Genomic DNA, 25,091 nt, shown 5'->3' on the forward strand with positions numbered 1-25,091 from the left:
CTCACCGCGCTCCGGGCCGACTTGCCGTCACGCGGGGACCTAGGCGGGGGCCTGGGCGGGGGCCTGGGCGGGGGCCTGGTCCGGGTCCGGGGACGCCTCCAGCACCAGGCGGATCTCCGTGACCTCGTAGCCCGCGCGGCTGAAGGCGGCGGCCATCGGGGCGTTCACGGTGTCCGTCGTGGCGGTGATGCGCTCGGCGGCCTCGGAGGCGTGGAAGCGGGTGATCTCCGCGAGGATCTCGTCGATCAGCCCGCGGCCGCGCTGTTCGGGGACGACGCCGAGGTAGCCGACGTTGCGGTGGTACGGGGTCGCCGAGGGGATGGCCATACCGGCGAGGGTGCCGTCCGGAAGGTGGGCCAGGCGCCACCAGGAGCGCTCGCCCGGGCAGTCGGTGTAGAAGGCGATGTCCGCGCGGGCCAGTTCCTCGGCGTCGCTCGTGCGGAGCTCGCTCTGCGTGTGCAGGTCCAGGCTGCCCTGCGAGAGGCGGACGAAGGCGTCGAGGAACTCCTCGTCGGTGCCCTCGCGGAAGACCAGGCGGCCGGTGGGCTCGACGGTCCCGGCGGCCGGGGTCCACTGGAAGCGGAGCCGCTCGATCGCGCGGGTCAGGCCGGCCTCGGAGGCGGCCTTGCGGCGCCAGGCCACCGCGTCGGCCACGCCGTCCGGGGCGGTGCGCCAGTCGCGCGGGAGCGAGATGTTGTAGCCCGGGAGCGTGCCGAGGGCCTTGTGCCCGGCGGCGAGCAGCCCGGCGGCGACGGAGCCCGGGTCGGCCACGGAGCCGCGTACCTGGAGGCAGTCGAGCGCGATCGGCTGCTCGCTGTCGCCGCGGCCCCACCACAGGGCGCGGGCCAGGATCTCGCCGTTCTCGTCCTCGGCGAACCAGGTCCACTCGGGACGCATCTGGTGCGCGGCGAGCTCTTCCCGGATCTTCTCGGTGGCGAGGGCGGGGACGGGGCCGTCGGCCTGGTAGGCGAGGGCGCGGTCCATGTCGGTGGGGTCTGCGGTGGCAGCACGGAAATCCATGGGCCGATGATCACACCAAAGAGGGGCCCGACCCAAGGGATTTGCGCCCGCCGGTGGGCGGGTGAGGGCGCCGGGCGGGCGAGGGCGCCGGGCGGATGAGCGCGGCGGGCAGGCGAGCGCGGCGGGCAGGCGAGGGCGGCGGACCGTCAGGACCAGGTGATCAGACGGCGGGGGTGCTCCAGGACGGCGGCGATGTCCGCGAGGAAGCGGGAGCCGAGCTCGCCGTCGATGAGGCGGTGGTCGAAGGACAGCGCCAGGGTGGTGACCTGGCGGGCCTTGACCTTGCCCTTGTGGACCCACGGCTGGAGCTTGATCGCACCGACCGCGAGGATCGCGGACTCGCCGGGGTTCAGGATGGGCGTACCGGTGTCGACGCCGAAGACGCCGACGTTGGTGAGGGTGAGGGTGCCGTTCTGCATGTCGGACGGCGAGGTCTTGCCCTCGCGTGCCGTACCGACCAGCGCGGACAGGGCCTCGGACAGCTCGGGGAGCGTCTTGGCGTGGGCGTCCTTGATGTTCGGGACGATCAGCCCCCGGGGCGTGGCCGCGGCGATGCCCAGGTTCACGTAGTGCTTGAGCACGATCTCCTGAGCCGCCTCGTCCCACGAGGCGTTGACCTCGGGATTGCGGCGGACGGCCACGAGGACGGCCTTGGCGATCAGGAGCAGCGGGTTGATCCGGAGCCCCGCGAGGTCCGGGTCCGCCTTGAGCTCCTGGACCAGCTTCATCGTGCGGGTCACGTCGAAGGTGATGAACTCGGTGACGTGCGGCGCGGTGAAGGCGGAGCCGACCATGGCCTGGGCGGTGACCTTGCGGACGCCCTTGACCGGGATACGGGTCTCCCGGGCGGCCGTCCCGGCCGGGACCGGAGCCTGGGCCTGGGACGCGGCCGGAGCCGCCGCCGGAGCCGGAGCGACCGGAGCCGGAGCCACGGCCTGCGGGGTGAGCGCCGCGGCGGCCGCCGCGTGCACGTCCTCGCGGGTCACGACCCCGCCGTCGCCGGTGGCCACGACGGCCGCCAGGTCGATGCCGAGGTCCTTGGCGAGCTTGCGCACCGGCGGCTTGGCCAGTGCCTTGGCGCCGGAGCCGCCGGCGGTGCCGTTCTGGGCCGGGAGCACGGCGGCCGGGGCCGCCACAGCCGCGGCCGGGGCCGGCTGGGCCACGCCCGTGCCGTTCTGCGCGGCCACCGCCGGCTGCGGGGCCTTGCGCGGGCGGCGCTTCGTAGAGGCGGTGGAGACTCCGTAGCCGACCAGGACGGGCTGGCGGGCCACGGGGGCCTCCGGCTCCGCCTCGGCGGACGCCGTCGCCGCGGCGACGGCCTCGGCCGGAGCCTCGTCCCCCGCCGTCCGGACGGAGATGATGACCTGGCCCACATCGACCGTGACGCCCTCCTCGAAGAGGAGTGCGTGCACGACTCCGTCGAAGGGGATCGGCAGCTCGACGGCCGCCTTCGCCGTCTCGACCTCGCAGACGACCTGGCCATCGGTGACCGTGTCACCCGGCTGGACGTACCACTTGAGGATCTCGGCCTCGGTGAGGCCCTCGCCCACATCGGGCATCTTGAATTCGCTGATCGTCATCGCAGGGCTCTCCTCAGTACGCCAGCGAGCGGTCGACTGCGTCGAGCACCCTGTCCAGGCCCGGCAGGTACTCGTCCTCCAGGCGGGCCGGCGGGTACGGGGCGTGATAGCCGCCCACCCGCAGCACGGGCGCCTCCAGGTGGTAGAAGCACCGCTCCGTGATGCGAGCGGCGATCTCCGAACCCACTCCGAGGAACACCGGTGCCTCGTGGACGACCACGAGCCGGCGGGTCTTCTCCACCGACGCCTGGATCCCGTCGAAGTCGACCGGGGACATCGAGCGCAGGTCCACGACCTCCACCGACTTGCCCTCCTCGGCGGCCGCCGCGGCGGCCTCCAGGCAGACCTTCACCATGGGCCCGTAGGCCGCCAGCGTGATGTCGGTGCCCGTACGGGCCACCCGCGAGCCGTGCAGCGCGTCGGGGATGGCCTCGACGTCGACCTCGCCCTTGTCCCAGTAACGGCGCTTCGGCTCGAAGAAGATCACCGGGTCGTCGCTGAGGATCGCCTGCTGGAGCATCCAGTAGGCGTCGTTCGCGTTGGACGGCGAGACCACCTTGAGGCCCGGGACGTGCGCGAACAGCGTCTCCGGGGACTCCGAGTGGTGCTCGACCGCGCCGATGCCGCCCGCGTAGGGGATGCGGATGACGACCGGCATCTTGATGGTGCCGAGCGAGCGCGCGTGCATCTTGGCGAGCTGCGTGACGATCTGGTCGTACGCCGGGAAGACGAACCCGTCGAACTGGATCTCCACGACCGGCCGGTACCCGCGCAGGGCCAGGCCGATCGCGGTGCCGACGATGCCCGATTCGGCGAGCGGGGTGTCGATGACCCGCTCCTCGCCGAAGTCCTTCTGCAGCCCGTCGGTGATGCGGAAGACGCCGCCCAGCTTGCCGACGTCCTCACCCATGATCAGGACCTTCGGGTCCGTCTCCAGGGCCTTGCGCAGCGAGTCGTTGAGCGCCTTCGCGATGGTGAGCTTCTGTACGGCCATGACGGTCACTCCCCGCCTTCGAAGGACGCGAGGTAGGCGGCGAACTGCGCGCGCTCCTCGTCGACGAGCGCGTGCCCGTCCGCGTAGACGTTCTCGAAGATCGCCATGGTGTCCGGGTCGGGCATCGAGCGCACGACCTCGCGCACCCGCTTGCCGAGGATCTCGCTCTCGGCCTCCAGCTCCTGGAAGTACGCCTCGTCGGCGCCTCCGGTGGCCACCAGGTGGGCCTTCAGGCGCAGGATCGGGTCCTTGGCCTCCCAGGCCGCCGTCTCCTCGTCGCGCCGGTACTTCGTCGGGTCGTCGGAGGTCGTGTGCGCGCCCATCCGGTACGTGAAGGCCTCCACCAGGGTGGGTCCCTCTCCCCGGCGGGCCCGCTCCAGTGCCCAGCGGGTGACCGCGAGGCAGGCCAGGACGTCGTTGCCGTCCACCCGGACGCCCGGGAAGCCGAAGCCCTGCGCGCGCTGGTAGAGCGGCACGCGCATCTGGCGCTCGGTGGGCTCGGAGATGGCCCACTGGTTGTTCTGGCAGAAGAACACCACGGGCGAGTTGTAGACGGCCGAGAAGGTGAAGGCCTCCGCGACGTCGCCCTGGCTGGACGCGCCGTCGCCGAAGTAGGCGATGACGGCCGAGTCGGCGCCGTCCTTGGCCACGCCCATCGCGTACCCGGTCGCGTGCAGCGTCTGGGAGCCGATGACGATCGTGTACAGGTGGAAGTTGTTGGTGGTCGGGTCCCAGCCACCGTGGTTCACACCGCGGAACATGCCCAGCAGGTTGGTCGGGTCGACCCCGCGGCACCAGGCCACACCGTGCTCGCGGTAGGTCGGGAAGACGTAGTCGTCGTCCCGCAGGGCCCGGCCGGAGCCGATCTGCGCGGCCTCCTGGCCGAGCAGCGAGGCCCACAGGCCCAGCTCGCCCTGGCGCTGGAGGGCGGTCGCCTCGCCGTCGAAACGGCGGGTCATGACCATGTCGCGGTAGAGACCGCGCAGGTCATCGGTGGTGATGTCGGCGACGAAGGGGGCGAACTCGGCGATGTCGGGGTTGTCCGCAACCTCGACCCGGTCCCCCTCGGGCGTCAGCAGCTGTACGAACTGGGGCTCGGCTACATGCGTCTGCGCGGTGGCAGCGGCGGCGGCCTTGCCGGCCTTGGCGGCGCTGGCCGCGCCTGCCGGCCGCTTGGCGCCGCTGCTGCGTCGCGGCTTGCGCGCGGCAGTGCTCTCCACGGTCACGATTGCTCCTCCGTCGGTCCGGAACCCGGGTTCTCCGGGGACCAGTGCGGCTCACCTGCATCCCTGCCCGCGCACGGGGTGGGTGCGCTTCGGGTCTGGGATTCAGGCGTGACAGGTGCCCCGGCGAGTGCCCTGCGCAATGCACGTTACCCAGTGCGTCGCATAACTGCGAAACCCCGTTTGACCTGCGATTTTGCTTGGATTTCCAAGTAAATCCGCGGAAGCGGGAACAACTACTGGTCACAGCCTTGCAGGGGGCCGGAACAACGGCACGTTATCCCGGTCGCCACCGGCAGGGAAGGGGTGAGTGTGTGAAACTGAGTTCGTGCGCGAAAACGGAAAAATCAAGGTATTCCTCCTGGACGACCACGAAGTGGTACGTCGCGGTGTTCACGAGCTGCTGTCGATGGAATCGGACATCGAGGTCGTGGGTGAGGCCGGAACGGCCGCCGACGCACTCGTCCGCATCCCCGCCACCCGCCCCGACGTGGCCGTTCTCGACGTCCGGCTGCCCGACGGCAGCGGCGTGGAGGTGTGCCGCGAGGTTCGCTCCCAGAACGAGGACATCAAGTGTCTGATGCTCACCTCGTTCGCGGATGACGAAGCACTGTTCGACGCGATCATGGCCGGCGCCTCGGGCTATGTACTGAAGGCGATCCGCGGAAACGAGCTGCTCAACGCGGTGCGGGACGTGGCGGCCGGCAAGTCGCTGCTTGACCCCGTCGCCACGGCCCGGGTGCTGGAGCGGCTGCGCGACGGCAAGAACGGCAAGGGCGACGACCGGCTCTCCAACCTCACCGACCAGGAGCGCAAGATCCTCGACCTGATCGGCGAGGGCCTGACGAACCGCGTGATCGGCGAGCGGCTGCACCTGGCCGAGAAGACGATCAAGAACTACGTCTCCAGCCTGCTGTCCAAGCTGGGCATGGAGCGCCGGTCCCAGGCCGCCGCGTACGTGGCCCGCCTGCAGGCCGAGAAGCAGCGCCGCTAGCCTCTCCGGCTCCCGGCTCCCGGCTCCCGGTTCCCGGTTGCTCTAAGGCTCCCGGCTCCTCCCATTCGCTACACAGCGTTACGCCCCGTGGTCGCACACAAATTCGGGACCAACGTCCCCGAACTGCGGGGCGGGCTCCTCTTTCCCGGCGCCGTGTCGGTACCGGAAAGTGGGTGACATGTCCCCAGAGGAACTCCACGCCATCGAACTGCTGCGCCGCGTGCCGTACGGCCGAGCCGCCACCAGCATGCGCGCGCTGCCCTTCCTCGCCGTCGCGCGCCATATCGTGGTGAACGGCAAGGTCGTCCTGAGAATGCACGCCGGTTTCGGCTACCACCAAGCCTGCAACGGCAGCGTGGTCTCGTACGGAGCGGACAATTTCAATTCCGACGAGCCCCAGCTGTGGTCGGTGCAGTTCACCGGCACCGCGAACATCATCGAACCCACCACCGCCGAACTGGAGCTGTTCGGACCCGGCCCGCACTTCGTGGACGGCGCGGTCTTCGACCCCGTCTACATGCGGATCGAGCCGCACCTCGTCACGGTGCACACCCTCGCGGGCAACCTGGACCGGCGGTACCAGCACCAGCACGCGCTCTGAGCTCCCGAGGGACCTCGGTCCCGTGAAGAACGGCCCGGCGGAATTCCGCCGGGCCGTTCTTCATGACTCAGGGCTACGCCCCGTCCGCTACGGAACCTCTTCCCCTTCGGGGTCGGGCGTCTTGGACGGGGATGCCGACACCGACCTCGTCGGTGTGGGCGTCGGCGAATGCGTGGGCGAGGACGACTTCGACTCCGACGGCGACTCCGACGGAGTCGAACTCGGCGAGTAGCTCGGCGTCGAGGACCTGCTGCGGGTCGGCGGCGGCGTGTAGGTGTACGTGTTCTCCGGCGTCGACCTGGACGGCGTGATCTCCGGCGTCTTGTCGTCGGGGGTCACGAGGTCCGAGGAGGACGAGGAGGAGGACGAGGCCGGCGGGGTCACGCCCGTACTGGGCTTCTTGTCGTTGCCGAGGCCGTTGACCGCGTACGCCACGCCGCCCGCGACCGCGAGGATCGCGAGGACGGCGAACAGCCACAGCTTCCAGCGGCCGCCGCCGGAACGGTCGTCGTACCCGTCGTGCCCGCCGGGGCCGCCCTGTCCGGGGCCGTTGCCGCCCCCACCGGGGTAGGCCGAGCCGTCGTCCGGGTTGATCGGCGGCACCATCGGCTGCTGGAACTGCGAGGTCGTGGAGTGCGAGCCGTACGGGGGCTGGCCGTACGGGGGCTGGCCGTGCCCGGGCGTCGTCATCGCCGTGGTCTGCGCGGGACCGCGGCCGTGCGGCAGCGACATGGTGACCGGGCCGGTGTTCCAGGTGCCGCTGTTCGGTCCCTGGTCGTGCAGCATCTGCAGGGAGTACTGGACCAGCCCGCGCATCTCCTCGGCGCTCTGGAACCGGTCGTCCGGGTCCTTGGCCAGCGAGCGCATGACGAGCCCGTCGAGCTCCTGCGGGATCTGGCCGCCCTCCGGCAGCTGCGAGGGCGGGATCGGCGCGTCCTGCACGTGCTGGTAGACCACCGACAGCGGGGTCTCCCCGGTGAACGGGGGACGCAGCGCGAGGAGTTCGTAGAGCAGGCAGCCCGTCGCGTACAGGTCGGAGCGGTGGTCCACGGCCTTGCCGAGGGCCTGTTCGGGCGAGAGGTACTGCGGCGTGCCCATGACCATTCCGGTCTGGGTCATCGTCGACTGCGCGCCGTGCAGGGCGCGCGCGATGCCGAAGTCCATCACCTTGACCGCGCCGGTGTCCGTGATGATCACGTTGGCGGGCTTGATGTCACGGTGCACGATGCCGTGCTGGTGCGAGTACGCGAGCGCTTCGAGCACGCCGGAGACGATGATCAGCGCCTGGTCGGGGCCCGGGGCCTCGGCGCTGATCAGCAGGTCGCGGATGGTGCGGCCCTCGACCAGTTCCATGACGATGTAGGGGACGACGTTCGGACCGATGCGGTCCTCGCCCGAGTCGTACACGGCCACCACGGCATGGTGGTTGAGGCCGGCGACCGACTGCGCCTCGCGCGTGAAGCGGGCCTTGGACACCGGGTCCTCGGCGAGGTCCGGGCGCAGCAGCTTGACGGCGACGGTCCGGCCCAGCCGGACGTCCTCGGCCGCGAAGACCTCGGCCATGCCACCTCGGCCCAGACGGTGGGTCAGCCGGTAACGGCCGTCTCCCACCAGGCCGCCGGCGCCCCAGTGCTCAGGACCTTCTGCCATCCCGCCTCCGCTTCCCTCGGGTTCGGGTGCCATCAGTCCTCGCCGTCGTCTGTCCAGGCCGCCGCTCAGCGGTAGGTCCCCATCGTGTGCTCCGACGAACGCTACAGCCTCGCAACCGGTCGGTGTTCGGACAAGGAGGCCCTGTGGACCCCCTGTGGCCTTGTGGTCACGGAACGGGAACCTGGCTTGACGTGTGCTTGCCCTCCGGCAGACTGAGCCCGACATGCGCTCAGCCAGAGGCGTAGAGACACATCCCGAGGGGAAGCAACAGTCATGAGCCAGGACGGCACTCAGGGCCAGTACGCGGGCGGCTCTTTGGCCGGTGGCCGTTACCAGCTAAGGGATTTGCTCGGCGAGGGCGGCATGGCCTCGGTCTATCTCGCCTACGACTCCGCGCTCGACCGGCAGGTCGCGATCAAGACCCTGCACAGCGAGCTCGGGCGCGAGCAGTCCTTCCGCGAGCGCTTCCGCCGCGAGGCCCAGGCTGTAGCGAAACTGTCGCACACCAATATCGTCTCGGTCTTCGATACCGGCGAGGGCGTCGTCTCCTTCGCCAACCCCTCGATGGCCGACGGCGCGGTCATGCCGTACATCGTCATGGAGTACGTGGAGGGGCAGCCGCTCGGCTCCGTCCTCGACGGCGACATCAGGCAGTACGGGGCCATGCCGGCCGACAAGGCGCTGAAGGTGACGGCCGACGTGCTGGCGGCTCTGGAGAGCAGCCACGAGATGGGGCTGGTCCACCGCGACATCAAGCCGGGCAACGTCATGATGACGCGACGCGGCCTGGTCAAGGTCATGGACTTCGGCATCGCCCGGGCCATGCAGTCGGGGGTCACCTCGATGACGCAGACCGGCATGGTCGTCGGCACCCCGCAGTACCTCTCCCCCGAGCAGGCGCTCGGGCGGGCCGTGGACGCCCGTTCCGACCTGTACTCGGTGGGCATCATGCTCTTCGAGCTGCTGACCGGGCGGGTCCCCTTCGTCGCCGACTCGGCCCTGGGCATGGCGTACGCGCACGTGCAGGAGGAGCCGGTCGCGCCCTCCTCCATCAACCGCTCGGTCACCCCGGCCATGGACGCGCTGGTGGCGCGCGCCCTGAAGAAGAACCCGAACGAGCGTTTCCCCACCGCCGCCGTCATGCTCGGCGAGGTCGCGCGGGTGGCGGGCGCCGGGTACGCGGCGGCCCCGGTCATCGTCCCGGGCGCGCACCCGACGAACAGCGGTGCCGGGCTGGGCTCGGCCGTGTTCCCGCCGGTGGACTCCGCTCTGCAGGCGCCGCCGCACTCGGTGCAACAGCCCTACCAGCCCCCGCAGCACACACCGGCGCCGTCCCCGTACGCGCCGACGCCGGCGCCTTCGTACGGGTACCCGCAGCAGCACCAGCAGCCCGCGCACTACCAGCCGCAGGCGCAGACCCCGGCGCCGTACTCGGCCGCGACCCCGCCGCCGTACACGCTCTCGCCGCAGGGCGGGCAGAGCGGACAGGGCCCGGCCGCGGCCTCCCGGAAGAAGAACGCCCCGATCATGGTCGGGGCCGTCGTGGTGGCGCTGCTGGCGGTGGGCGGCCTGGTCGCCGCGCTGAACGGCGACGACGACAAGGACAAGGACAAGGCCGCCGATCCGGCCTCCTCCGCCTCGGCCTCGGCGTCCGGCTCGGCGAACGCCGGGCACAGGGGTCCTGACCTCTCGCGGACGATCGACGAGGCCAAGTGCAAGGAACCGCAGAAGCACTACAGCGACGCGACCAAGGTGGAGGCGCCGGACTTCCGCAACATCAACCAGATCTCGGTGAAGGCGTGCATCCGGGCCGGCGGCTGGAAGTACGACGAGAAGTCCAGGGACGAGGCGGTCTACGGCGAGGGAACCGTCCTGGAGCAGCAGCCCGTCCCCGGCGCCAAGATCGACCCGAAGGACACCACCTTCACCCTGTGGATCTCCACCGGCGACCCGGAGTGACCCGGCGCCGACAGGGGTGAAGGGCGCAGGGCGCGGCAGTACGCGGGGGTCCGGCTCCACACGCTGGGACCACGCGGGCCGCTCGCACGATTGACCCCGACGTCCGAACCGGCGCGGGAACGGAAGCGGCCAGAGCGGGGAGACCCTCCCGGCATCTGCTGCAGCCCGACCGGCCCCTACGAGATGCCGGTTTTGTCCCGTTATGCAAATCTGAGTCCGTGACCTACGCCCGCGCGTTGCGCTGGACCGCCGGGGCAGCGATGGCAACCACCACGCTGCTGATCTCGGCGCCCGCGCACGCCGGGCCGGCGCCGCTCGTCCGCGCCCACGCCCACGCCCACGCATCCGCTGGCGCCGCCGCGCACACCGCCGCTTCCGCCCGTTCCGCGCCGTCCGCCGACGCCGCGCCCGCGGCCGACGTGGCGGACCGGGCCTTCGAGGATCTCGCCGGAAGCGCCGCCGGGGCCGGGCGGGAGCGGCCCGGGCGCCCGGTGGGCGAGCCCGCCAATCCCGAGACCGTGCTCGCCGCGCGGCCCGTCCCGGCGCGCCCGCGCACCGAGCCCACCCTTCCGGCCCCGGCGACTTCTCCCCCGCCCGAGGTGATCGGCGCGCTCGGCACCGGGCCGAACGAGCGGGCCGCCGATCTGGCCGCGCGCATGGTGCCGCTCGGAACGGGATTCGCCCTGCTGGGACTGGGTCTGGGCTTCATGGGAATGCGGCTGCGCCGGGGTCCGTAGCTCCCTCCCCCGACGGACCCGGCGCGCGGATCCCTCCTACGGCCTACGCCTCAGGATGGTTGCGGAGATCGACATACTCGGTATACATACTCAGTATGTCGATCCGCCACGGCCTTCTCGCCCTGCTGGAACGGGGCCCGCGGTACGGCTCCCAACTGCGTACCGAATTCGAGTCCCGCACCGGTTCCACCTGGCCGCTCAACGTCGGGCAGGTGTACACCACGCTCGCCCGTCTGGAGCGCGACGGCCTCGTCGCCCCCGGCGGCGAGGACACGGCCGGGCACACCCTCTACGCCATCACCGAGACCGGGCGCCACGAACTGCGCGGGTGGTACGAGCGTCCCGTCGACCGGGCCAACCCGCCCCGCGACGAGCTCGCCATCAAGCTCGCCATGGCCGTCGGCGCACCCGGCGTGAACATCCGCGCCGTCATCCAGTCCCAGCGGCACGCCACCGTCCAGGCCATGCAGGACTACACCCGGCTCAAGGCCCAGGCGCTCGCCGCCATCGAGAGCGGGCGCGGCAGCGAGCGCGACGACATCGCCTGGCTGCTGGTCCTGGAACAGCTGATCTTCCAGACCGAGGCCGAGGCCCGCTGGCTCGACCACTGCGAGTCCCGACTCGTACGGCTCTCCGCACGCGGGGATCTCGCACCGGTCGAGGCCGAGCCACCCGAGGGCCGCCCCGCCGCCGACCCCACCACGGCCTCAGCCACGACGACACCCACGACCACGCCCACCGACCGGCCTCTGCCCCGTACCGCCCGCATGCGGCGGGGCTGAACAGCGCTCCACGTCCCAGGGGGGAACCCTTCATGCCCGACCAGCCCGTATTGCAGCTGGACCAGCTCGTCCGTACCCACGGCAGCGGCGCCACCGAGGTGCACGCCCTGCGCGGGATCGACCTCTCCGTGTACCCCGGTGAACTCGTCGCCGTCATGGGCCCCTCCGGGTCCGGCAAGTCCACGCTGCTGACCCTCGCCGGCGGACTCGACACCCCGAGCAGCGGCAGGGTCATCGTCGAAGGAACCGACATCACCACCGCGAGCCGCAAGCAGCTGGCCGCCCTGCGCCGCCGCAGCATCGGGTACGTCTTCCAGGACTACAACCTGATCCCGGCGCTCACCGCGGCCGAGAACGTCGCCCTGCCGCTCGAACTCGACGGCGTCTCCGCCCGCAAGGCCCGCGTCTTCGCGCTCGCGGCCCTGGAGGAGATGAACCTCGGGCAGCTCGCGGACCGCTTCCCCGACGAGATGTCCGGCGGCCAGCAGCAGCGCGTGGCCATCGCCCGCGCACTCGTCGGCGACCGCCGCCTCGTCCTCGCCGACGAGCCCACCGGCGCCCTCGACTCCGAAACCGGGGAGTCCGTACTCGCCCTGCTGCGCTCGCGCTGCGAAGCGGGCGCCGCCGGGATCCTGGTCACCCACGAGCCGCGCTTCGCCGCCTGGGCCGACCGCGTGGTGTTCCTGCGCGACGGCAGCGTCGTCGACGAGACACTGCGCAGCCAGGCCGACTCCCTGCTCACCGGGCAGGCGGCCACTCAGTGATCTCCTGGTACCACTCCTGGATCGCGGCCATCCGGATAGCCCGCCGCGACGCCTGGCGCTCCAAGGGCCGCAGCGCCCTCGTCCTGGCCATGATCGCCCTGCCGATCGTCGGCGTGAGCGCCGTCGACCTCACCGTGCGCAGCTCCCAGCTCTCCCCCGAGCAGCACGTCGGGCGGGTGCTCGGCGCCGCCGACGCCAAGGTGACCGACCCGGGCATGGACACGCCCCTCTACCAGAGCCCCGACGCGCAGAGCTACGCGCCGGTCGGCGGCTACGACAAGTACGAGCCGAGTCCCGGCAGCCGGGGCGAGGAGACCGCCGATCCGGCGCCCGAACTCCCGGCCGGAGCCGAGTCCGTCAAGGACAGCACGGCCTACGGCAAGGTCCGGACCCGGTACGGGATCCTCGACAGCGAGCTGCGGGAGATCGACCCGGCGAGCCCGCTGGTCAAGGGCCTGTGGACGCTGGACCGCGGCCGGCTGCCGAAGGGGTCCGGCGAGGTCATCGCCACCAACGCCTTCCTGGAGGAGTCCGGTTACTTCGTCGGGTCCACCGTGACCCCGCGCGGGTCGAAAACCTCGTACAAGATCGTCGGCGCCTACGAGATACCCGACGCCCTGAAGCAGCCGCAGCTCCTCGCCCCTCCCGGCACCCTGCTGTCCGCGCTCGACCGGGACCTGACGGGCGCCGGCAGCCCGGGGGTGCGCACCCAGGACGAGTACCTGGTGAAGGTCGGCGGCGAAGGTTTCACGTGGAACATGGTCAAGGCCGCCAACGCCAAGCACCTCCTCGTCGAATCCCGCGTCGTACTGCTGGACCCGCCGGCCGACTCCCAGGTGCCGCTCTTCACTGAGCAGCCCGGGGACGCGTGGCAGCCCAACTCCACCATCGGCACCACCGAACTCGCCATCGTCTCCACCGTCGTCGGCCTCGCCATGCTGGAGATCTGCCTGCTGGCCGGACCCGCCTTCGCGGTCGGCGCCCGGCGCTCGCGCCGTCAGCTCGGCCTCGTCGGCGCCAACGGCGGCGACCGACGGCACATCCGGGCCATCGTGCTCTCCGGCGGCCTCGTCATCGGCGCCGCGGCCGCGGTCAGCGGCACCGCCGTCGGCATCGCCCTCACCCTCGGGCTCCGCCCGCTGCTCGAGGAGACGATCGGCACGCGGTTCGGCGGCTTCGAGGTCCGCCCGCTGGAACTCCTCGCCATCGGCCTGCTCGCCGTCCTGACCGGGCTGCTCGCGGCCATCGTCCCGGCCGTCAACGCCTCCCGGCAGACCGTGCTCGCCTCCCTCACCGGCCGCCGCGGCGTACGCCGGGCCAACCGGGTGCTGCCCGTCCTCGGTCTGCTCGCCATCGCGGGCGGGGCCTCCATCGCCCTGTTCGGCTCCGTCTCCGAGATGGGCTCCACCGTCGTCGCGGGCGGCAGCGCCATCGCCGAGCTCGGGATCGTCGCCCTCACCCCCACCCTGGTCGGCCTGTTCGGCCGGGCCGGCCGGTGGCTGCCGCTGTCTCCCCGCCTCGCGCTGCGCGACGCCGTCCGCAACCGTGGGCGTACCGCGCCGGCCGTGGCCGCCGTACTGGCCGCCGTCGCCGGCACCGTCGCGGTGGCCACGTACGAGCACAGCAGGGAGGTCCAGGCGCGGCACAACTACGTCGCCGATCTGCCCTTCGGGACCGGCATGATCGAGACCAACGAGAACTCCGCCTTCCGGGAAGTGACCTCGATGCGCGAGATCCTCTCGAAGGAACTCCCGGTGGCCGTACGGGCCGACGTGGACCGCCTCGTCGTCGGCAAGCCCGGCTGCTCCCCCTACTCCGCCAGTCCCGACTGCGGGCGGGCCGAGGTCATCATCCCGAAGGAACAGCGCTGCCCCCTCTACACGGCCGTGAGCGGCCCCAGCTCCTTCACCGTGCAGCAGCAGAAGGAACTGCGGAACGACTGGCGGTGCCAGGACGGAAACTTCGGCGTCCAGGTCCCCCTGGTCATCGCCGACGAGAAGCTGCTCTCGGTCCTGTCGATCGAGGATCCGGGCGCCGCGGCCGCGCTGAAGGACGGCAAGGCCGTCTCCTTCAGGAAGCAGGACGTGCGCGACGGCAAGGTCACCGTCCGGCTGATCATGAGCAAGGACGAGGAGGCCTCCGGCAACATCGCGCCCGGTGAGTCCCCGCCCGGCAAGGACAAGGTGTTCGCCACGTACCAGGCACCCGAATCGGCGAAGGGCTACGGCCTGCAACTGGTGCTGCCGCCCTCGGCCGCGAAGAAGGCCGGCATCGCCACCGCGCCCTTCGGCTCGTACTTCACCCTCGACGGGGACGCGAGCTCCGAACAGCGGCAACGGCTGGAAGGGGCCCTCGACAAATCGGGCCTGGACGCGTCCGTGAACATCGAGAAGGGCTACGAGGGCGACGACAGCCTGGTCATGCTCGTCCTGACCGTCTTCGCCGGCCTGGTCACCATCGGCGCGGCCGGCATCGCCACCGGCCTGGCCCAGGCGGACGCCGAGGGCGACCTGAAGACCCTGGCCGCGGTCGGCGCACCGCCGCGGGTGCGGCGTACGCTCAGTGGCTTCCAGTGCGGGGTGGTCGCCTTCATGGGCGTGCTCCTCGGCTCGGCGGCCGGGATCCTGCCCGCTGTCGGACTCCGGCTCACCGAGCGGCGGGCCAAGGCCGACATGATCCGGTCGGGCATCGAGAACGGCTACGCGGCGGCTTCCGAAGTCGCGCCCTACATCCCGATCGCGGTGCCGTGGCCCACGCTGGCCGGACTGCTGATCGCGGTACCGCTGGGCGCGGCGCTTCTGGCGGCCCTGGTCACACGTTCGAGTGGAGCACTGGCACGCCGCGAGGTCTGACGCGGCCGGAGTCCTCGTCGGTGCCACAGTTGGTGCCCCCGCACAGGGTGGATCACGCCCGTGCGGGGGCACACCGTGTGAATACGAAGGTATGCGACAGAATGACGGCATGGAGATGCCGAGGAGTGAACGGTCGCAGGACAGCCCCCCACACGGTCTGATCGTGGGCCAGGACGGGATGCCGGTCGGCGGCGCCGATGACGAGTCGCGCGAGGTCCCGGTGACGGAGATGGTCGAACAGCCCGCCAAGGTCATGCGGATCGGCAGCATGATCAAGCAACTCCTGGAAGAAGTGCGCGCCGCACCTCTGGACGAGGCCAGCCGGGTCCGTCTCAAGGACATCCACGCGGCGTCGGTGAAGGAGCTGGAAGACGGCCTGGCTCCCGAACTCGTGGAAGAACTGGAGCGCCTCTCCCTCCCCTTCACGGAGGAGGCCATCCCCTCCGAGGCGGAACTACGCATCGCCCAAGCCCAATTGGTGGGCTGGTTGGAAGGCCTGTTCCACGGCATCCAGACGGCCCTGTTCGCGCAGCAGATGGCGGCGCGAGCCCAGCTGGAACAAATGCGCCGCGCCCTCCCGCCCGGCTCCTCCCACGAGGACGACGAGGACGGCCCCCACGGCGCCATCCGCTCGGGCCCCTACCTCTAAACCACCCCGCCACCCCACCGGGGCCGCCCTTCGGGCGGCCCCGCACCCATACGATCCAGCCCCAGCGCCGCCGCCCCAGACCCTGCACCTCCGCCGGGCAATTCCGGCCCCGCCGGCCTATATCCAGCCCCGCCGACGTGCCTCCCAGCGGTAGCCGGGGAAGTTTGAGGCGCGGGGTCCGGGGCGGAGCCCCAGGGTCTGTTCAGCCCGTCCGGCGTTTGAGGACCGGGTCAGGGCCGGGCCCTGGGAACGGTGGAAGGGCGGGGAGGGGACTTCGCCCGCGCAGCGGCAACGCACGGTGGTCAGCCCGGACCTCAAGAATCCGGTAAACGGCGAAGCCCATCCGTCCACGACCCCCCGCATACTCGGGTCATGACCTACGACGCCATCGTCCTGGCCGGCGGCGCCGCACGGCGACTCGACGGAGCCGACAAACCCGGCCTCCTGGTCGGCGGCCGCCGACTCCTCGACCGCGTCCTGGACGCCTGCGCGGACGCCCGCACCACCGTCGTCGTAGGCAGCCGCAGGCAAACGGCCCGGCCCGTGCACTGGACCCGGGAGGACCCGCCCGGCGGCGGCCCCCTCGCCGCGCTGGACGCCGGGCTCCGGCACACCACCGCCCCGCTGGTCCTCGTACTCTCCGCCGATCTGCCGTTCCTGGACCGGGAAACCGTCCACTCCCTGCTCCAGGCCCTCGACGCGCCCGGACACGACGCCCGCGACGGAGCCCTGCTCCGGGACCCGGGCGGCCGCGACCAGCCCCTGGTCGCCGCGTACCGCGCCGAGCCCCTGCGCAGGGAAATCGCCCTGCTGGCCGCCGAACACGGCTCGCCGGCCGGTCTCCCCCTGCGCGCCCTCACCACCGAACTCGACCTCACCCCGGTCACCGCAGCTGCGCCACTCGCCTCCTTCGACTGCGACACCTGGGATGATCTCGCCGCCGCCCGAGCCCGAATCAGAGAGCATGGAACCGTGCTGGACCAATGGATCACCGCCGTCAAGAACGAGCTGGGCATCGACGTCGCCGTCGACACCAAGACCCTGCTCGACCTCGCCCGTGACGCCGCGCACGGCGTCGCCCGGCCCGCCGCCCCGCTGACGACCTTCCTCGTCGGCTACGCGGCGGCCCATGCCGAAGCCACCGGCGCCGACCCCGCGCAGGCCGTGGCCGAGGCCTCGCGCAAGGCCGCCGAACTGGCCCTGCGCTGGGCCGCGGAAGGCGAGGCCGCGGAAGGCGCCGGCCCCGAGGCCACCGGCCCCGAAGCGACCGGCTCCGGATGACCGCCGACCCCGGAGCCGGCACCGGAACCGGCACCGACTCCGACGCCGACCGCGCCCTGGACCAGGCCCTCGCGCTGGTCAGCCGCGACCCCCGTGGTCCCGCCGCCGACGGCGGCCACCTCGCCGCGACGTGGCTCCGGGCCCGGGAGAGCGCCACCCGCGCCGGTTCGGCCGTCCGCGGCCGCACCCACCGGGTGCCCCTGCCGGCCGCCCTCGGCGAGGTGCTGGCCGCGTCCCTCGACGCCCTGGGCGACCTGCCGTCCTTCGACACCTCCGCGATGGACGGCTGGGCCGTGGCCGGGCCCGGCCCCTGGACCATCCGCCCCGGCGAGAGCGCACTGGCCGGGAGCGAACGCCCCGCTCCCCTCGCGGACGGCGAGGCCCTGCGGATCGCCACGGGTGCCCGGATCCCCGCGGACACCACCGCCGTGATCCGCAGCGAGCATTCCCGCGAGGCCGGCACCCTGCTGTACGCCGACCGGCCCGTCGCCACCGGCCAGGACATCCGCCCGCGCGGCCAGGAGTGCCGCTCCGGCGACCTGTTGCTGCCGGCCGGCTCCCTTGTGACCCCGGCCGTCCTCGGCCTCGCCGCGGCCGCCGGGTACGACGAGCTCACCACCCGGCCCCGGCCGCGCGTGGAAATCCTGGTGCTCGGCGACGAACTGCTCACCGAGGGGCCCCCGCACGACGGCCTCATCCGCGACGCGCTGAGCCCCATGCTGGGCCCCTGGCTGACCCGGCTCGGCGCCGAGGTGATCGCCGTCCGCAGGCTCGGCGACGACCCGGCGGGCGTCGCAGCACTGCTGGCGGCCGTCACCGGCTCGTCCGCCGACGTGGTCGTCACCACCGGCGGTACCGCCTCCGGCCCCGTGGACCACGTACACCCCGTACTGGCCGAGGCCGGCGCGGAACTGCTCGTCGACGGGGTCTCCGTACGCCCCGGGCACCCGATGCTGCTGGCCCGCCTCGGCGGAGCACCCGGCCAGGGCCCGGTCCGCCACCTGGTGGGCCTGCCCGGCAATCCGCTGGCCGCCGTCTCCGGACTGCTCACCCTTGCCGAGCCGCTGCTGCGCGCCCTCGCCGGCCGGCGCCCGCGGCCCCGGTACGTGGTGCCCGTGGAGGGCGACGTACCGGGCCACCCGCACGACACCCGGCTCGTACCGGTCCTGCTGACCGAGGATCACGCCGTACCGCTGCGCTACAACGGACCGGCGATGCTGCGCGGGGTGGCCGCCGCGGACGCGCTCGCCGTCGTACCCCCGCACGGGGCCAGGTCCGGGCAAGAGCTGGAGATCCTCGATCTCCCATGGGCCTCAGGGGGATGTTTCACGTGAAACTTCACGGATCCGATGCGATGGCACGCGGCGCCGACGAGAAGCTCGTCTCGCGCCGCATCAAACTGCCCAAGCGCGTCGTCGAAAAACCGCTCCGGCAGGTCACCCGGCGACTGCTGATGGCACTGTTCGTGATGTCCCTGACGGTCCTGATCGTGTGGATCGACCGCGACGGCTATCACGACAACGCCAACAACAAGGTCGACTTCCTCGACTGCGTCTACTACGCCACCGTCACACTGTCGACGACCGGCTACGGCGACATCGTCCCGTACAGCAACAGCGCGCGGCTGATGAACGTCCTGCTGATCACCCCGCTGCGCGTGCTGTTCCTGATCATCCTGGTCGGCACCACCCTGGAAGTCCTCACCGAGCGGACCAGGGAAGAGTGGCGGCTCAGCCGCTGGAGGAATAACTTGCGTGACCACACGGTCGTCGTCGGCTTCGGCACGAAGGGCCGCTCCGCCCTCCAGACGCTGCTGGCCACCGGCCTCAGCAAGGAGCAGGTCGTCATCGTCGACCCCAGCGCCAAGGTGATCGACATCGCCAACGCGGAGGGGTTCACCGGGGTCGTCGGCGATGCCACCCGATCCGATGTCCTGCTGCGGGCCGAGACCCACAAGGCCCGTCAGATCGTCATCGCCACCCAGCGCGACGATACGGCGGTCCTGGTCACCCTGACGGCCCGCCAGCTCAACCGCGTCGCGAAGATCGTGGCGGCCGTCCGGGAAGAGGAGAACGCGCCGCTGCTGCGCCAGTCGGGCGCCGACGCGGTCATCACCAGCGCCAGCGCGGCCGGCCGGCTGCTCGGGCTGTCCGTGCTCAGCCCGAGCGCGGGCACGGTGATGGAGGACCTCATCCAGCAGGGCAGCGGGCTCGATCTGATCGAGCGTCCGATCACCAAGGCGGAGGTCGGCAAATCGGTCCGGGACACCGGCGACCTCGTCGTCAGCGTCCTGCGCGGCCACCGGCTGCTCCCGTACGACGATCCGCACGCGAGCCCCCTCCAGCTGACGGACCGTGTGATCAGCATCGTCCGTGCGGCCCCGCCGACCGGCCCGCAGGTGGTGCTGGGCCCGGCCGACTAGTTGTCGTGGCCGCGATGGTCCGTCGTGACCCGGTGAACCCCGCCTGCCACAGAACTGGTGCTGTGGCCGGCCGATGGTCGGAGCGGTAGCCTCCGGCCATGCATGCGATCACCATCGAACAGCCCGGCGGCCCCGAGACCCTGGTGTGGGCCGAAGCACCCGATCCGGTGGCCGGAGACGGCGAGGTCGTCGTCGAAGTGGCGGCGAGCGCCGTGAACCGCGCCGACGTCCTGCAGCGGCAGGGCTTCTACAACCCTCCGCCCGGCGCCTCCCCCCATCCCGGCCTGGAGTGCTCAGGGCGGATCTCCGCGATCGGGCCCAGGGTGTCCGGCTGGTCGGTCGGCGACGAGGTGTGCGCGCTGCTGGCCGGCGGCGGGTACGCGGAGCGGGTGGCCGTACCGGCGGGCCAACTGCTGCCGGTACCGGCGGGCGTGGACCTGGTGACGGCCGCGGCCCTGCCGGAGGTCGTCTCCACGGTCTGGTCGAACGTGTTCATGGTGGCCGGACTGCGCCCCGGCGAGACCCTGCTGGTGCACGGCGGATCGAGCGGCATCGGGACGATGGCGATCCAGCTCGCCAAGGCCGTGGGCGCGCGGGTCGCGGTCACGGCGGGCGGCAAGGAGAAGCTGGCACGCTGCGCGGAGCTGGGTGCGGACATCCTGATCGACTACCGCGAGCAGGACTTCGTGGAGGAGATCCGGGCGGCCACGGGCGGCGCCGGGGCGGACGTGATCCTGGACATCATGGGCGGGAAGTACCTGACGCGGAACGTGGACGCGCTGGCCGTGAACGGCCGCCTCGCGATCATCGGGCTGCAGGGCGGGGTCAAGGCCGAACTCAACCTGGCCACCCTGCTGGCGAAGCGGGCGGCGATCACCGCCACCACGCTCCGGGCGCGGCCCCTGGACGAGAAGGCGGCGATCGTCGCGGCCGTACGGGAGCACGTGTGGCCCCTGGTCGCGGCGGGCCGGATCCACCCGGTGGTGCACGCCACCTACCCCATGGCGGAGGCGGCCGAGGCGCACCGCGTCCTGGAGTCGAGCGCGCACGTGGGCAAGCTGCTGCTGACCACCTGAGCAACGGCCGCGCTCCGGACCCGGAGCTCCGGCGGGGCTGATTCCAGCCCCGCCGGGGTCCCGGGCTACAGGCCGCGCAGCAGCACGGCCGGGGACTCGACACAGTCGGCGACGTACCGCAGGAAGCCGCCCGCCGTGCCGCCGTCACACACCCGGTGGTCGAAGGTCAGGGACAGCTGCACGACCTGGCGGACCGCCAGCTCGCCCCCGTGCACCCACGGCTTCGGGATGATCCGGCCCACTCCGAGCATCGCCGCCTCGGGGTGGTTGATGATCGGCGTGGAGCCGTCGACCCCGAACACCCCGTAGTTGTTCAGAGTGAAGGTGCCGCCGGTGAGGTCGGCCGGGGCGAGCTTCCCCGCCCGGGCCAGCTCGGTGAGCCGGGCGAACTCGGCCGACAGCGATTCGGCGCTGCGCGACTGCGCGTCCCGGACCACCGGGACCATCAGACCCCGCTCCGTCTGCGCGGCGAAGCCGAGGTGCACGGCGGGTAGCCGGACAATCTCGTTCGCCGCCAGGTCCACCGTGGAGTTGAGCTCCGGGTGGCTGGCCAGTGCCGCCGTGCAGATTCGGGCGAGCAGCGCGAGCACCGAGATCTTGGGCCCGCCCGCGGCATTCATCGCCGCCCGGGTCGCCATCAGTTCGGTGGCGTCGGCGTCGACCCAGCAGGTGGCGTCAGGTATCTCGCGCCGACTGCGCGACAGCTTGTCCGCGACCGCCCCGCGCACCCCCTTGAGGGGGATCCGCGTGGCGCCCTGCTGGGCGGTGACGGCGGCGGCCGTGGCGGCGGATCCGGCTGCCGGCTGCGCCGGGGCGCGCAGCGCGGCCTCGACGTCCGAGCGCAGAATCAGGCCCTCGGGGCCCGATCCGTGCAGGGCGCGCAGGTCCACGCCGTGATCCCGGGCCAGCTTGCGCACCAGCGGCGAGATGACCGGCACGGGGCCGGAGCCCTGCACGGGGGCAGGCGCCTGGGCCGCGGGCCGAACGGCGGTCCGGGCGGCGGCCGGAGCCACGGAGCCGGCCGGCGCGGCGGCCGCACCCGTGTGAGTACCTTCCGGCACGGCGGAGCCGGGTCGCACCCGCCTCCGACGTGCCGGACGTGAATGGTCCGTGCCGTATCCGACCAGGACGTTGCCCGATCCGGAATCGGACGACGGAGCCTGCGCGGGCTCGTCGGACGCCTCGGTGGCCGCCCCCACCGCCACGGTGATGAGCGGTGCGCCGACGGGCAGTTCCGTCCCCTCCTCGCCGAAGCGGGCGGTGACCACGCCCCCGTAGGGACAGGGCACCTCGACCATCGCCTTGGCCGTCTCGACCTCGACGACCGGCTGGTCGATGGCGACGACGTCGCCGACCGCCACCAGCCAGCGGACGATCTCCGCCTCGGTCAGCCCTTCCCCCAGGTCCGGCAGCTTGAACTCCATGACCTGCGGCATCAGTTCTCCCACTGCAGACGGGCCACGGTGTCCAGGATCCGGTCCACGCCGGGCAGGTGGTGCTTCTCCAGCATCGGCGGCGGGTAGGGGATGTCGAAGCCGGTCACGCGCAGCACCGGCGCCTCCAGGTGGTGGAAGCACCGCTCCGTGACCCGGGCGGCGATCTCCGCGCCGGGGCCGCCGAAGCCGCCCGACTCGTGGACCACCACCGCGCGTCCGGTCCGGCGTACGGAGGCCACGACGGTCTCCTCGTCGAAGGGGACCAGCGAGCGCAGGTCCACGACCTCGAGGTCCCAGCCCTCCTCGCGCGCCGCCTCGGCCGCCTCCATGCACACCGGCAGGGAGGGCCCGTAGGTGATCAGCGTCGCGCTCGTGCCGGTCCGCCGGACGAGGGCCTTGCCGATGCCGGGTACCTCCGCGGGCGCCTCCGGCGACCATTCGGCCTTGGACCAGTACAGCCGCTTCGGCTCCAGGAAGACCACCGGGTCGTCGCTGGCTATCGACGCGCGCAGCAGTCCGTACGCGTCCTCGACCGTCGCCGGGGTCACGACCGTGAGCCCGGGCGTGGCCACGTAATACGCCTCGGAGGAGTCGCTGTGGTGTTCCACACCGCCGATCCCGCCGCCGTACGGCACCCGGATCGTGATGGGCAGCGGCATCGCGCCCCGCGTGCGGTTGCGCATCTTCGCCACGTGCGAGATCAGCTGCTCGAAGGCGGGGTACGCGAACGCGTCGAACTGCATCTCCACGACCGGCCGCAGCCCGTACATGGCCATGCCGACGGCCGCGCCGAGGATGCCGGCCTCCGCCAGCGGGGTGTCCGTACAGCGGTCCTCGCCGAACTCCTTCGCGAGTCCGTCCGTGATGCGGAAGACCCCGCCGAGGGCGCCCACGTCCTCGCCCATGACGTGGACGGTCGGGTCCTCGGCCATCGCGTCGCGCATCGCCCGGTTCAGGGCCTGCGCCATGGTCGCCGGCTTCGTGGTCGCCGGCTTCGCCGCCACCGTGGTCATGACGGATCTCCCTCTTCCTGCTCGGCCGCGTCCAGCTCGGCACGGAGCATGGCCGCCTGTTCGCGCAGCCGGCCGGTCTGCTGCGCGTAGACGTTTTCGAAGAGGTCCATCGGGTCGAGCACGGGCTGTGCGTTCATCCCGTCGCGGAGCGCCGCAGCCATCGCCTCGGCCGCGTCCTTGGCGGCCTGGATGCCCGCCTCGTCCAGCAGCCCGCGCGAGGTCAGCTCGCGTTCCAGCAGCTCGACCGGGTCGTGCGCCTTCCAGGCCTCGACCTCGGCGTCGCCCCGGTAGCGGGTGGCGTCGTCGGCGTTGGTGTGGGCCTCGATGCGGTACGTGACGGCCTCGATCATGGTCGGGCCGCCGCCGGACCGGGCCCGCCGGACGGCCTCGGACAGCACCTCGTGCATGGCGGCGATGTCGTTGCCGTCGACGAGGCGGCCCGGCATCCCGTACCCCACGGCCTTGTGGGCCAGGGTCGGGGCGGCGGTCTGCTTGGCGAGCGGGACGGATATCGCGAAGCCGTTGTTCTGCACGAGGAAGACGACCGGGGCCTCCCAGACGGCGGCGAAGTTCATGGCCTCGTGGAAATCGCCCTCGCTGGTGCCGCCGTCGCCGACCATGGCGAGGGCCACCACGTCGTCACCGCGCAGCCGGGCGGCGTGCGCCAGACCGACCGCGTGCGGCAGCTGGGTGGCGAGGGGGGTCGAGAGGGGGGCTATCCGCCGCTCTCGCGGGTCGTACCCGGTGTGCCAGTCGCCGCGCAGCAGCGTCAGCGCCTCTACGGGGTCCAGTCCGCGTGCCACGGCCGCGAGGGTGTCGCGGTAGCTCGGGAAGAGCCAGTCCCGCTCCTCCAGGACCAGGGCGGCGGCGATCTCGCACGCCTCCTGTCCCACGGTGGAGGGATATACCGCCAGACGGCCCTGCCGGGTGAGGGCGGTGGCCTGGGCGTTGTAGCGGCGGCCGCGCACCAGCTCGGCATAGCACCGGCGCATCAGCTCGGGGTCGAGCCGGTCGGCGGCCGGGGTGCCCAGCACCCGGTACGGCTCGGGGTCCGGGAGCAGCGGGGCGGCATCCGTGCGGGGCCTCCAGGCGGGCGGCGGGGTGGAGCGGTGGGACGCACCGGCACCGGGCAGCTCTTGGACCGTCATGGCGGCGTACACCTCCTCGTGGGAAGCGGGCGGGGAGGACCCCGGGTGTGAGGCGCCTCACCTACCGATTGTTCGGTTGTCCGGGCAATTTGGCTACAGGCGGCTCCAGGCTGTGGACAAAGTGGCGCCGACGCCCTGGTATGGGTGCAGGACGTCCAGGAGAGGCAGGCATCGGGCGATGGCGGATGAACAAATGGCCGGAGCGGGTTCCGCGACGGGCCCGGGGGCGGGCTCCCCGACGGGCCCGGGGGCGGGCTCCCCGACGGGCCCGGGGGCGGCTTCCCCGACGGGGCCACCGGCGGGCGCACCCGGCACCCCACAGGCCCCACAGCTCCCGCCCCGCCCCTTGGACCCGATCGACCGGTCGATCGTGCGCCTCCTCCAGGCGGACGGCCGCGCCTCGATACGCTCCGTCGCCGAGCAGGTCCACGTCTCCCGGGCCAATGCCTACGCCCGGATCAACCGGCTCATCGACGACGGGGTGATCCGGGGGTTCACCGCCCGCGTCAACCACGAACGGGCCGGCCAGGGCGCCTCCGCCTACATCACCCTGAAGATCGTCCAGAACTCCTGGCGCACGGTCCGCGAACAGCTCCGCGAGCTCCCCGGCGCGGCCCACATCGCGCTGGTCAGCGGCGATTTCGACGTCCTGCTGCTGGTCCACACCCCGGACAACCGCACCCTGCGCGAACTCGTCCTGACCCGCCTCCAGTCCATCCCCGAGGTCCTCTCCACACGCACCCTGCTGGTCTTCGAGGAAACGGATCTCCTGGCCCGCGACCCGGCCGCCGGTCCGACGATCACCGAGGACTGAAGCCCCGCCCCCGGGCAAGATCCGAAAGAGACGGCCTGGCGGCGGGACCGTGGCAGCCTGGCAGGCCACCGCGACGTCCCCGCGTCGCGGAACGAG

21 protein-coding genes are annotated in these 25,091 nt (G+C 72.1%); 13 read left to right on the plus strand and 8 right to left on the minus strand.

Annotated elements, in window-relative coordinates; translation table 11 throughout:
* Positions 1 to 39 precede the first annotated feature (39 nt).
* The 4 genes from OTB20_RS00055 to pdhA (OTB20_RS00070) form a co-directional block, all read right to left on the minus strand.
* A complete protein-coding gene (locus OTB20_RS00055; protein WP_267814320.1) occupies positions 40 to 1,020 on the minus strand; it encodes a GNAT family N-acetyltransferase in 981 nt (326 codons plus the stop codon).
* Positions 1,021 to 1,166: 146 nt separating this feature from the next.
* A complete protein-coding gene (locus OTB20_RS00060) occupies positions 1,167 to 2,600 on the minus strand; it encodes a dihydrolipoamide acetyltransferase family protein (RefSeq protein ID WP_267814321.1) in 1,434 nt (477 codons plus the stop codon).
* Positions 2,601 to 2,613: 13 nt separating this feature from the next.
* Positions 2,614 to 3,594, minus strand: a complete 981-nt coding sequence (locus OTB20_RS00065; protein WP_267814322.1) for an alpha-ketoacid dehydrogenase subunit beta — start codon at positions 3,592 to 3,594, stop codon at positions 2,614 to 2,616.
* A 5-nt stretch (positions 3,595 to 3,599) separates the two neighbouring features.
* Positions 3,600 to 4,820: a pyruvate dehydrogenase (acetyl-transferring) E1 component subunit alpha gene (gene pdhA, locus OTB20_RS00070; RefSeq protein ID WP_267753107.1), complete on the minus strand. Its 1,221-nt coding sequence runs from the start codon at positions 4,818 to 4,820 to the stop codon at positions 3,600 to 3,602.
* A 325-nt stretch (positions 4,821 to 5,145) separates the two neighbouring features.
* On the opposite strand from pdhA (OTB20_RS00070), the gene OTB20_RS00075 reads away from it, so the two are divergent.
* A complete protein-coding gene (locus OTB20_RS00075) occupies positions 5,146 to 5,811 on the plus strand; it encodes a response regulator (RefSeq protein WP_267814325.1) in 666 nt (221 codons plus the stop codon).
* Positions 5,812 to 5,989: 178 nt separating this feature from the next.
* Positions 5,990 to 6,412, plus strand: a complete 423-nt coding sequence (locus OTB20_RS00080) for a pyridoxamine 5'-phosphate oxidase family protein (protein ID WP_267814326.1) — start codon at positions 5,990 to 5,992, stop codon at positions 6,410 to 6,412.
* Positions 6,413 to 6,499: 87 nt separating this feature from the next.
* Here OTB20_RS00080 and OTB20_RS00085 read toward each other — a convergent pair whose 3' ends face one another.
* Entirely contained in the window at positions 6,500 to 8,095 is a 1,596-nt protein-coding gene (locus OTB20_RS00085) for a protein kinase domain-containing protein (RefSeq protein WP_267814327.1), read from the minus strand.
* A gap of 240 nt (positions 8,096 to 8,335) precedes the next feature.
* Between OTB20_RS00085 and OTB20_RS00090 the strand changes: the two genes are divergently transcribed.
* The 10 genes from OTB20_RS00090 to OTB20_RS00135 all read left to right on the plus strand — a co-directional run bounded on the left by OTB20_RS00090 (position 8,336) and on the right by OTB20_RS00135 (position 20,584).
* A complete protein-coding gene (locus tag OTB20_RS00090) occupies positions 8,336 to 10,021 on the plus strand; it encodes a protein kinase domain-containing protein (RefSeq protein WP_267814330.1) in 1,686 nt (561 codons plus the stop codon).
* A gap of 218 nt (positions 10,022 to 10,239) precedes the next feature.
* Complete coding sequence (locus OTB20_RS00095) at positions 10,240 to 10,758, plus strand: hypothetical protein (protein WP_267814332.1); 519 nt, start codon at positions 10,240 to 10,242, stop codon at positions 10,756 to 10,758.
* A 95-nt stretch (positions 10,759 to 10,853) separates the two neighbouring features.
* Complete coding sequence (locus OTB20_RS00100) at positions 10,854 to 11,540, plus strand: PadR family transcriptional regulator (RefSeq protein WP_267814333.1); 687 nt, start codon at positions 10,854 to 10,856, stop codon at positions 11,538 to 11,540.
* Positions 11,541 to 11,572: 32 nt separating this feature from the next.
* Positions 11,573 to 12,304 (plus strand): ABC transporter ATP-binding protein, encoded by a 732-nt coding sequence (locus OTB20_RS00105; RefSeq protein WP_267753117.1) that lies wholly within the window; start codon positions 11,573 to 11,575, stop codon positions 12,302 to 12,304.
* Positions 12,301 to 15,156: an FtsX-like permease family protein gene (locus tag OTB20_RS00110; RefSeq protein ID WP_267814334.1), complete on the plus strand. Its 2,856-nt coding sequence runs from the start codon at positions 12,301 to 12,303 to the stop codon at positions 15,154 to 15,156. The genes OTB20_RS00105 and OTB20_RS00110 overlap by 4 nt, the downstream gene beginning before the upstream one ends.
* A 109-nt stretch (positions 15,157 to 15,265) precedes the next feature.
* Entirely contained in the window at positions 15,266 to 15,805 is a 540-nt protein-coding gene (locus OTB20_RS00115; RefSeq protein ID WP_243330999.1) for a bacterial proteasome activator family protein, read from the plus strand.
* Positions 15,806 to 16,177: 372 nt separating this feature from the next.
* Entirely contained in the window at positions 16,178 to 17,086 is a 909-nt protein-coding gene (locus OTB20_RS00120; protein WP_267814335.1) for an NTP transferase domain-containing protein, read from the plus strand.
* On the plus strand, positions 17,083 to 18,420 hold the full coding sequence (locus OTB20_RS00125; protein WP_267814337.1) for a molybdopterin molybdotransferase MoeA: 1,338 nt from the start codon (positions 17,083 to 17,085) through the stop codon (positions 18,418 to 18,420). Before OTB20_RS00120 ends, OTB20_RS00125 begins: the two co-directional genes overlap by 4 nt.
* A complete protein-coding gene (locus OTB20_RS00130; RefSeq protein WP_267814339.1) occupies positions 18,408 to 19,508 on the plus strand; it encodes a potassium channel family protein in 1,101 nt (366 codons plus the stop codon). Before OTB20_RS00125 ends, OTB20_RS00130 begins: the two co-directional genes overlap by 13 nt.
* A 98-nt stretch (positions 19,509 to 19,606) precedes the next feature.
* The gene (locus OTB20_RS00135) at positions 19,607 to 20,584 is read left to right on the plus strand and encodes an NAD(P)H-quinone oxidoreductase (protein ID WP_267814340.1); all 978 of its coding nucleotides are present in this window, start codon (positions 19,607 to 19,609) and stop codon (positions 20,582 to 20,584) included.
* 65 nt (positions 20,585 to 20,649) lie between these two features.
* On the opposite strand, the gene OTB20_RS00140 is transcribed toward OTB20_RS00135, so the two are convergent.
* From OTB20_RS00140 to pdhA (OTB20_RS00150), 3 genes are read right to left on the minus strand one after another with little or no spacing between them, the layout of a single operon-like run.
* Positions 20,650 to 22,020 (minus strand): dihydrolipoamide acetyltransferase family protein, encoded by a 1,371-nt coding sequence (locus OTB20_RS00140; RefSeq protein WP_267814341.1) that lies wholly within the window; start codon positions 22,018 to 22,020, stop codon positions 20,650 to 20,652.
* The gene (locus OTB20_RS00145) at positions 22,020 to 23,033 is read right to left on the minus strand and encodes an alpha-ketoacid dehydrogenase subunit beta (protein ID WP_267814342.1); all 1,014 of its coding nucleotides are present in this window, start codon (positions 23,031 to 23,033) and stop codon (positions 22,020 to 22,022) included. Before OTB20_RS00145 ends, OTB20_RS00140 begins: the two co-directional genes overlap by 1 nt.
* Positions 23,030 to 24,181: a pyruvate dehydrogenase (acetyl-transferring) E1 component subunit alpha gene (gene pdhA, locus OTB20_RS00150; protein ID WP_267814344.1), complete on the minus strand. Its 1,152-nt coding sequence runs from the start codon at positions 24,179 to 24,181 to the stop codon at positions 23,030 to 23,032. Before pdhA (OTB20_RS00150) ends, OTB20_RS00145 begins: the two co-directional genes overlap by 4 nt.
* 178 nt (positions 24,182 to 24,359) lie before the next feature.
* Between pdhA (OTB20_RS00150) and OTB20_RS00155 the strand changes: the two genes are divergently transcribed.
* A complete protein-coding gene (locus OTB20_RS00155; RefSeq protein ID WP_420716287.1) occupies positions 24,360 to 24,995 on the plus strand; it encodes a winged helix-turn-helix transcriptional regulator in 636 nt (211 codons plus the stop codon).
* The last annotated feature ends 96 nt before the right edge of the window (positions 24,996 to 25,091 follow it).

The sequence above is a fragment of the Streptomyces sp. H27-H1 genome, from assembly GCF_026627445.1.
Taxonomy (GTDB): domain Bacteria; phylum Actinomycetota; class Actinomycetes; order Streptomycetales; family Streptomycetaceae; genus Streptomyces.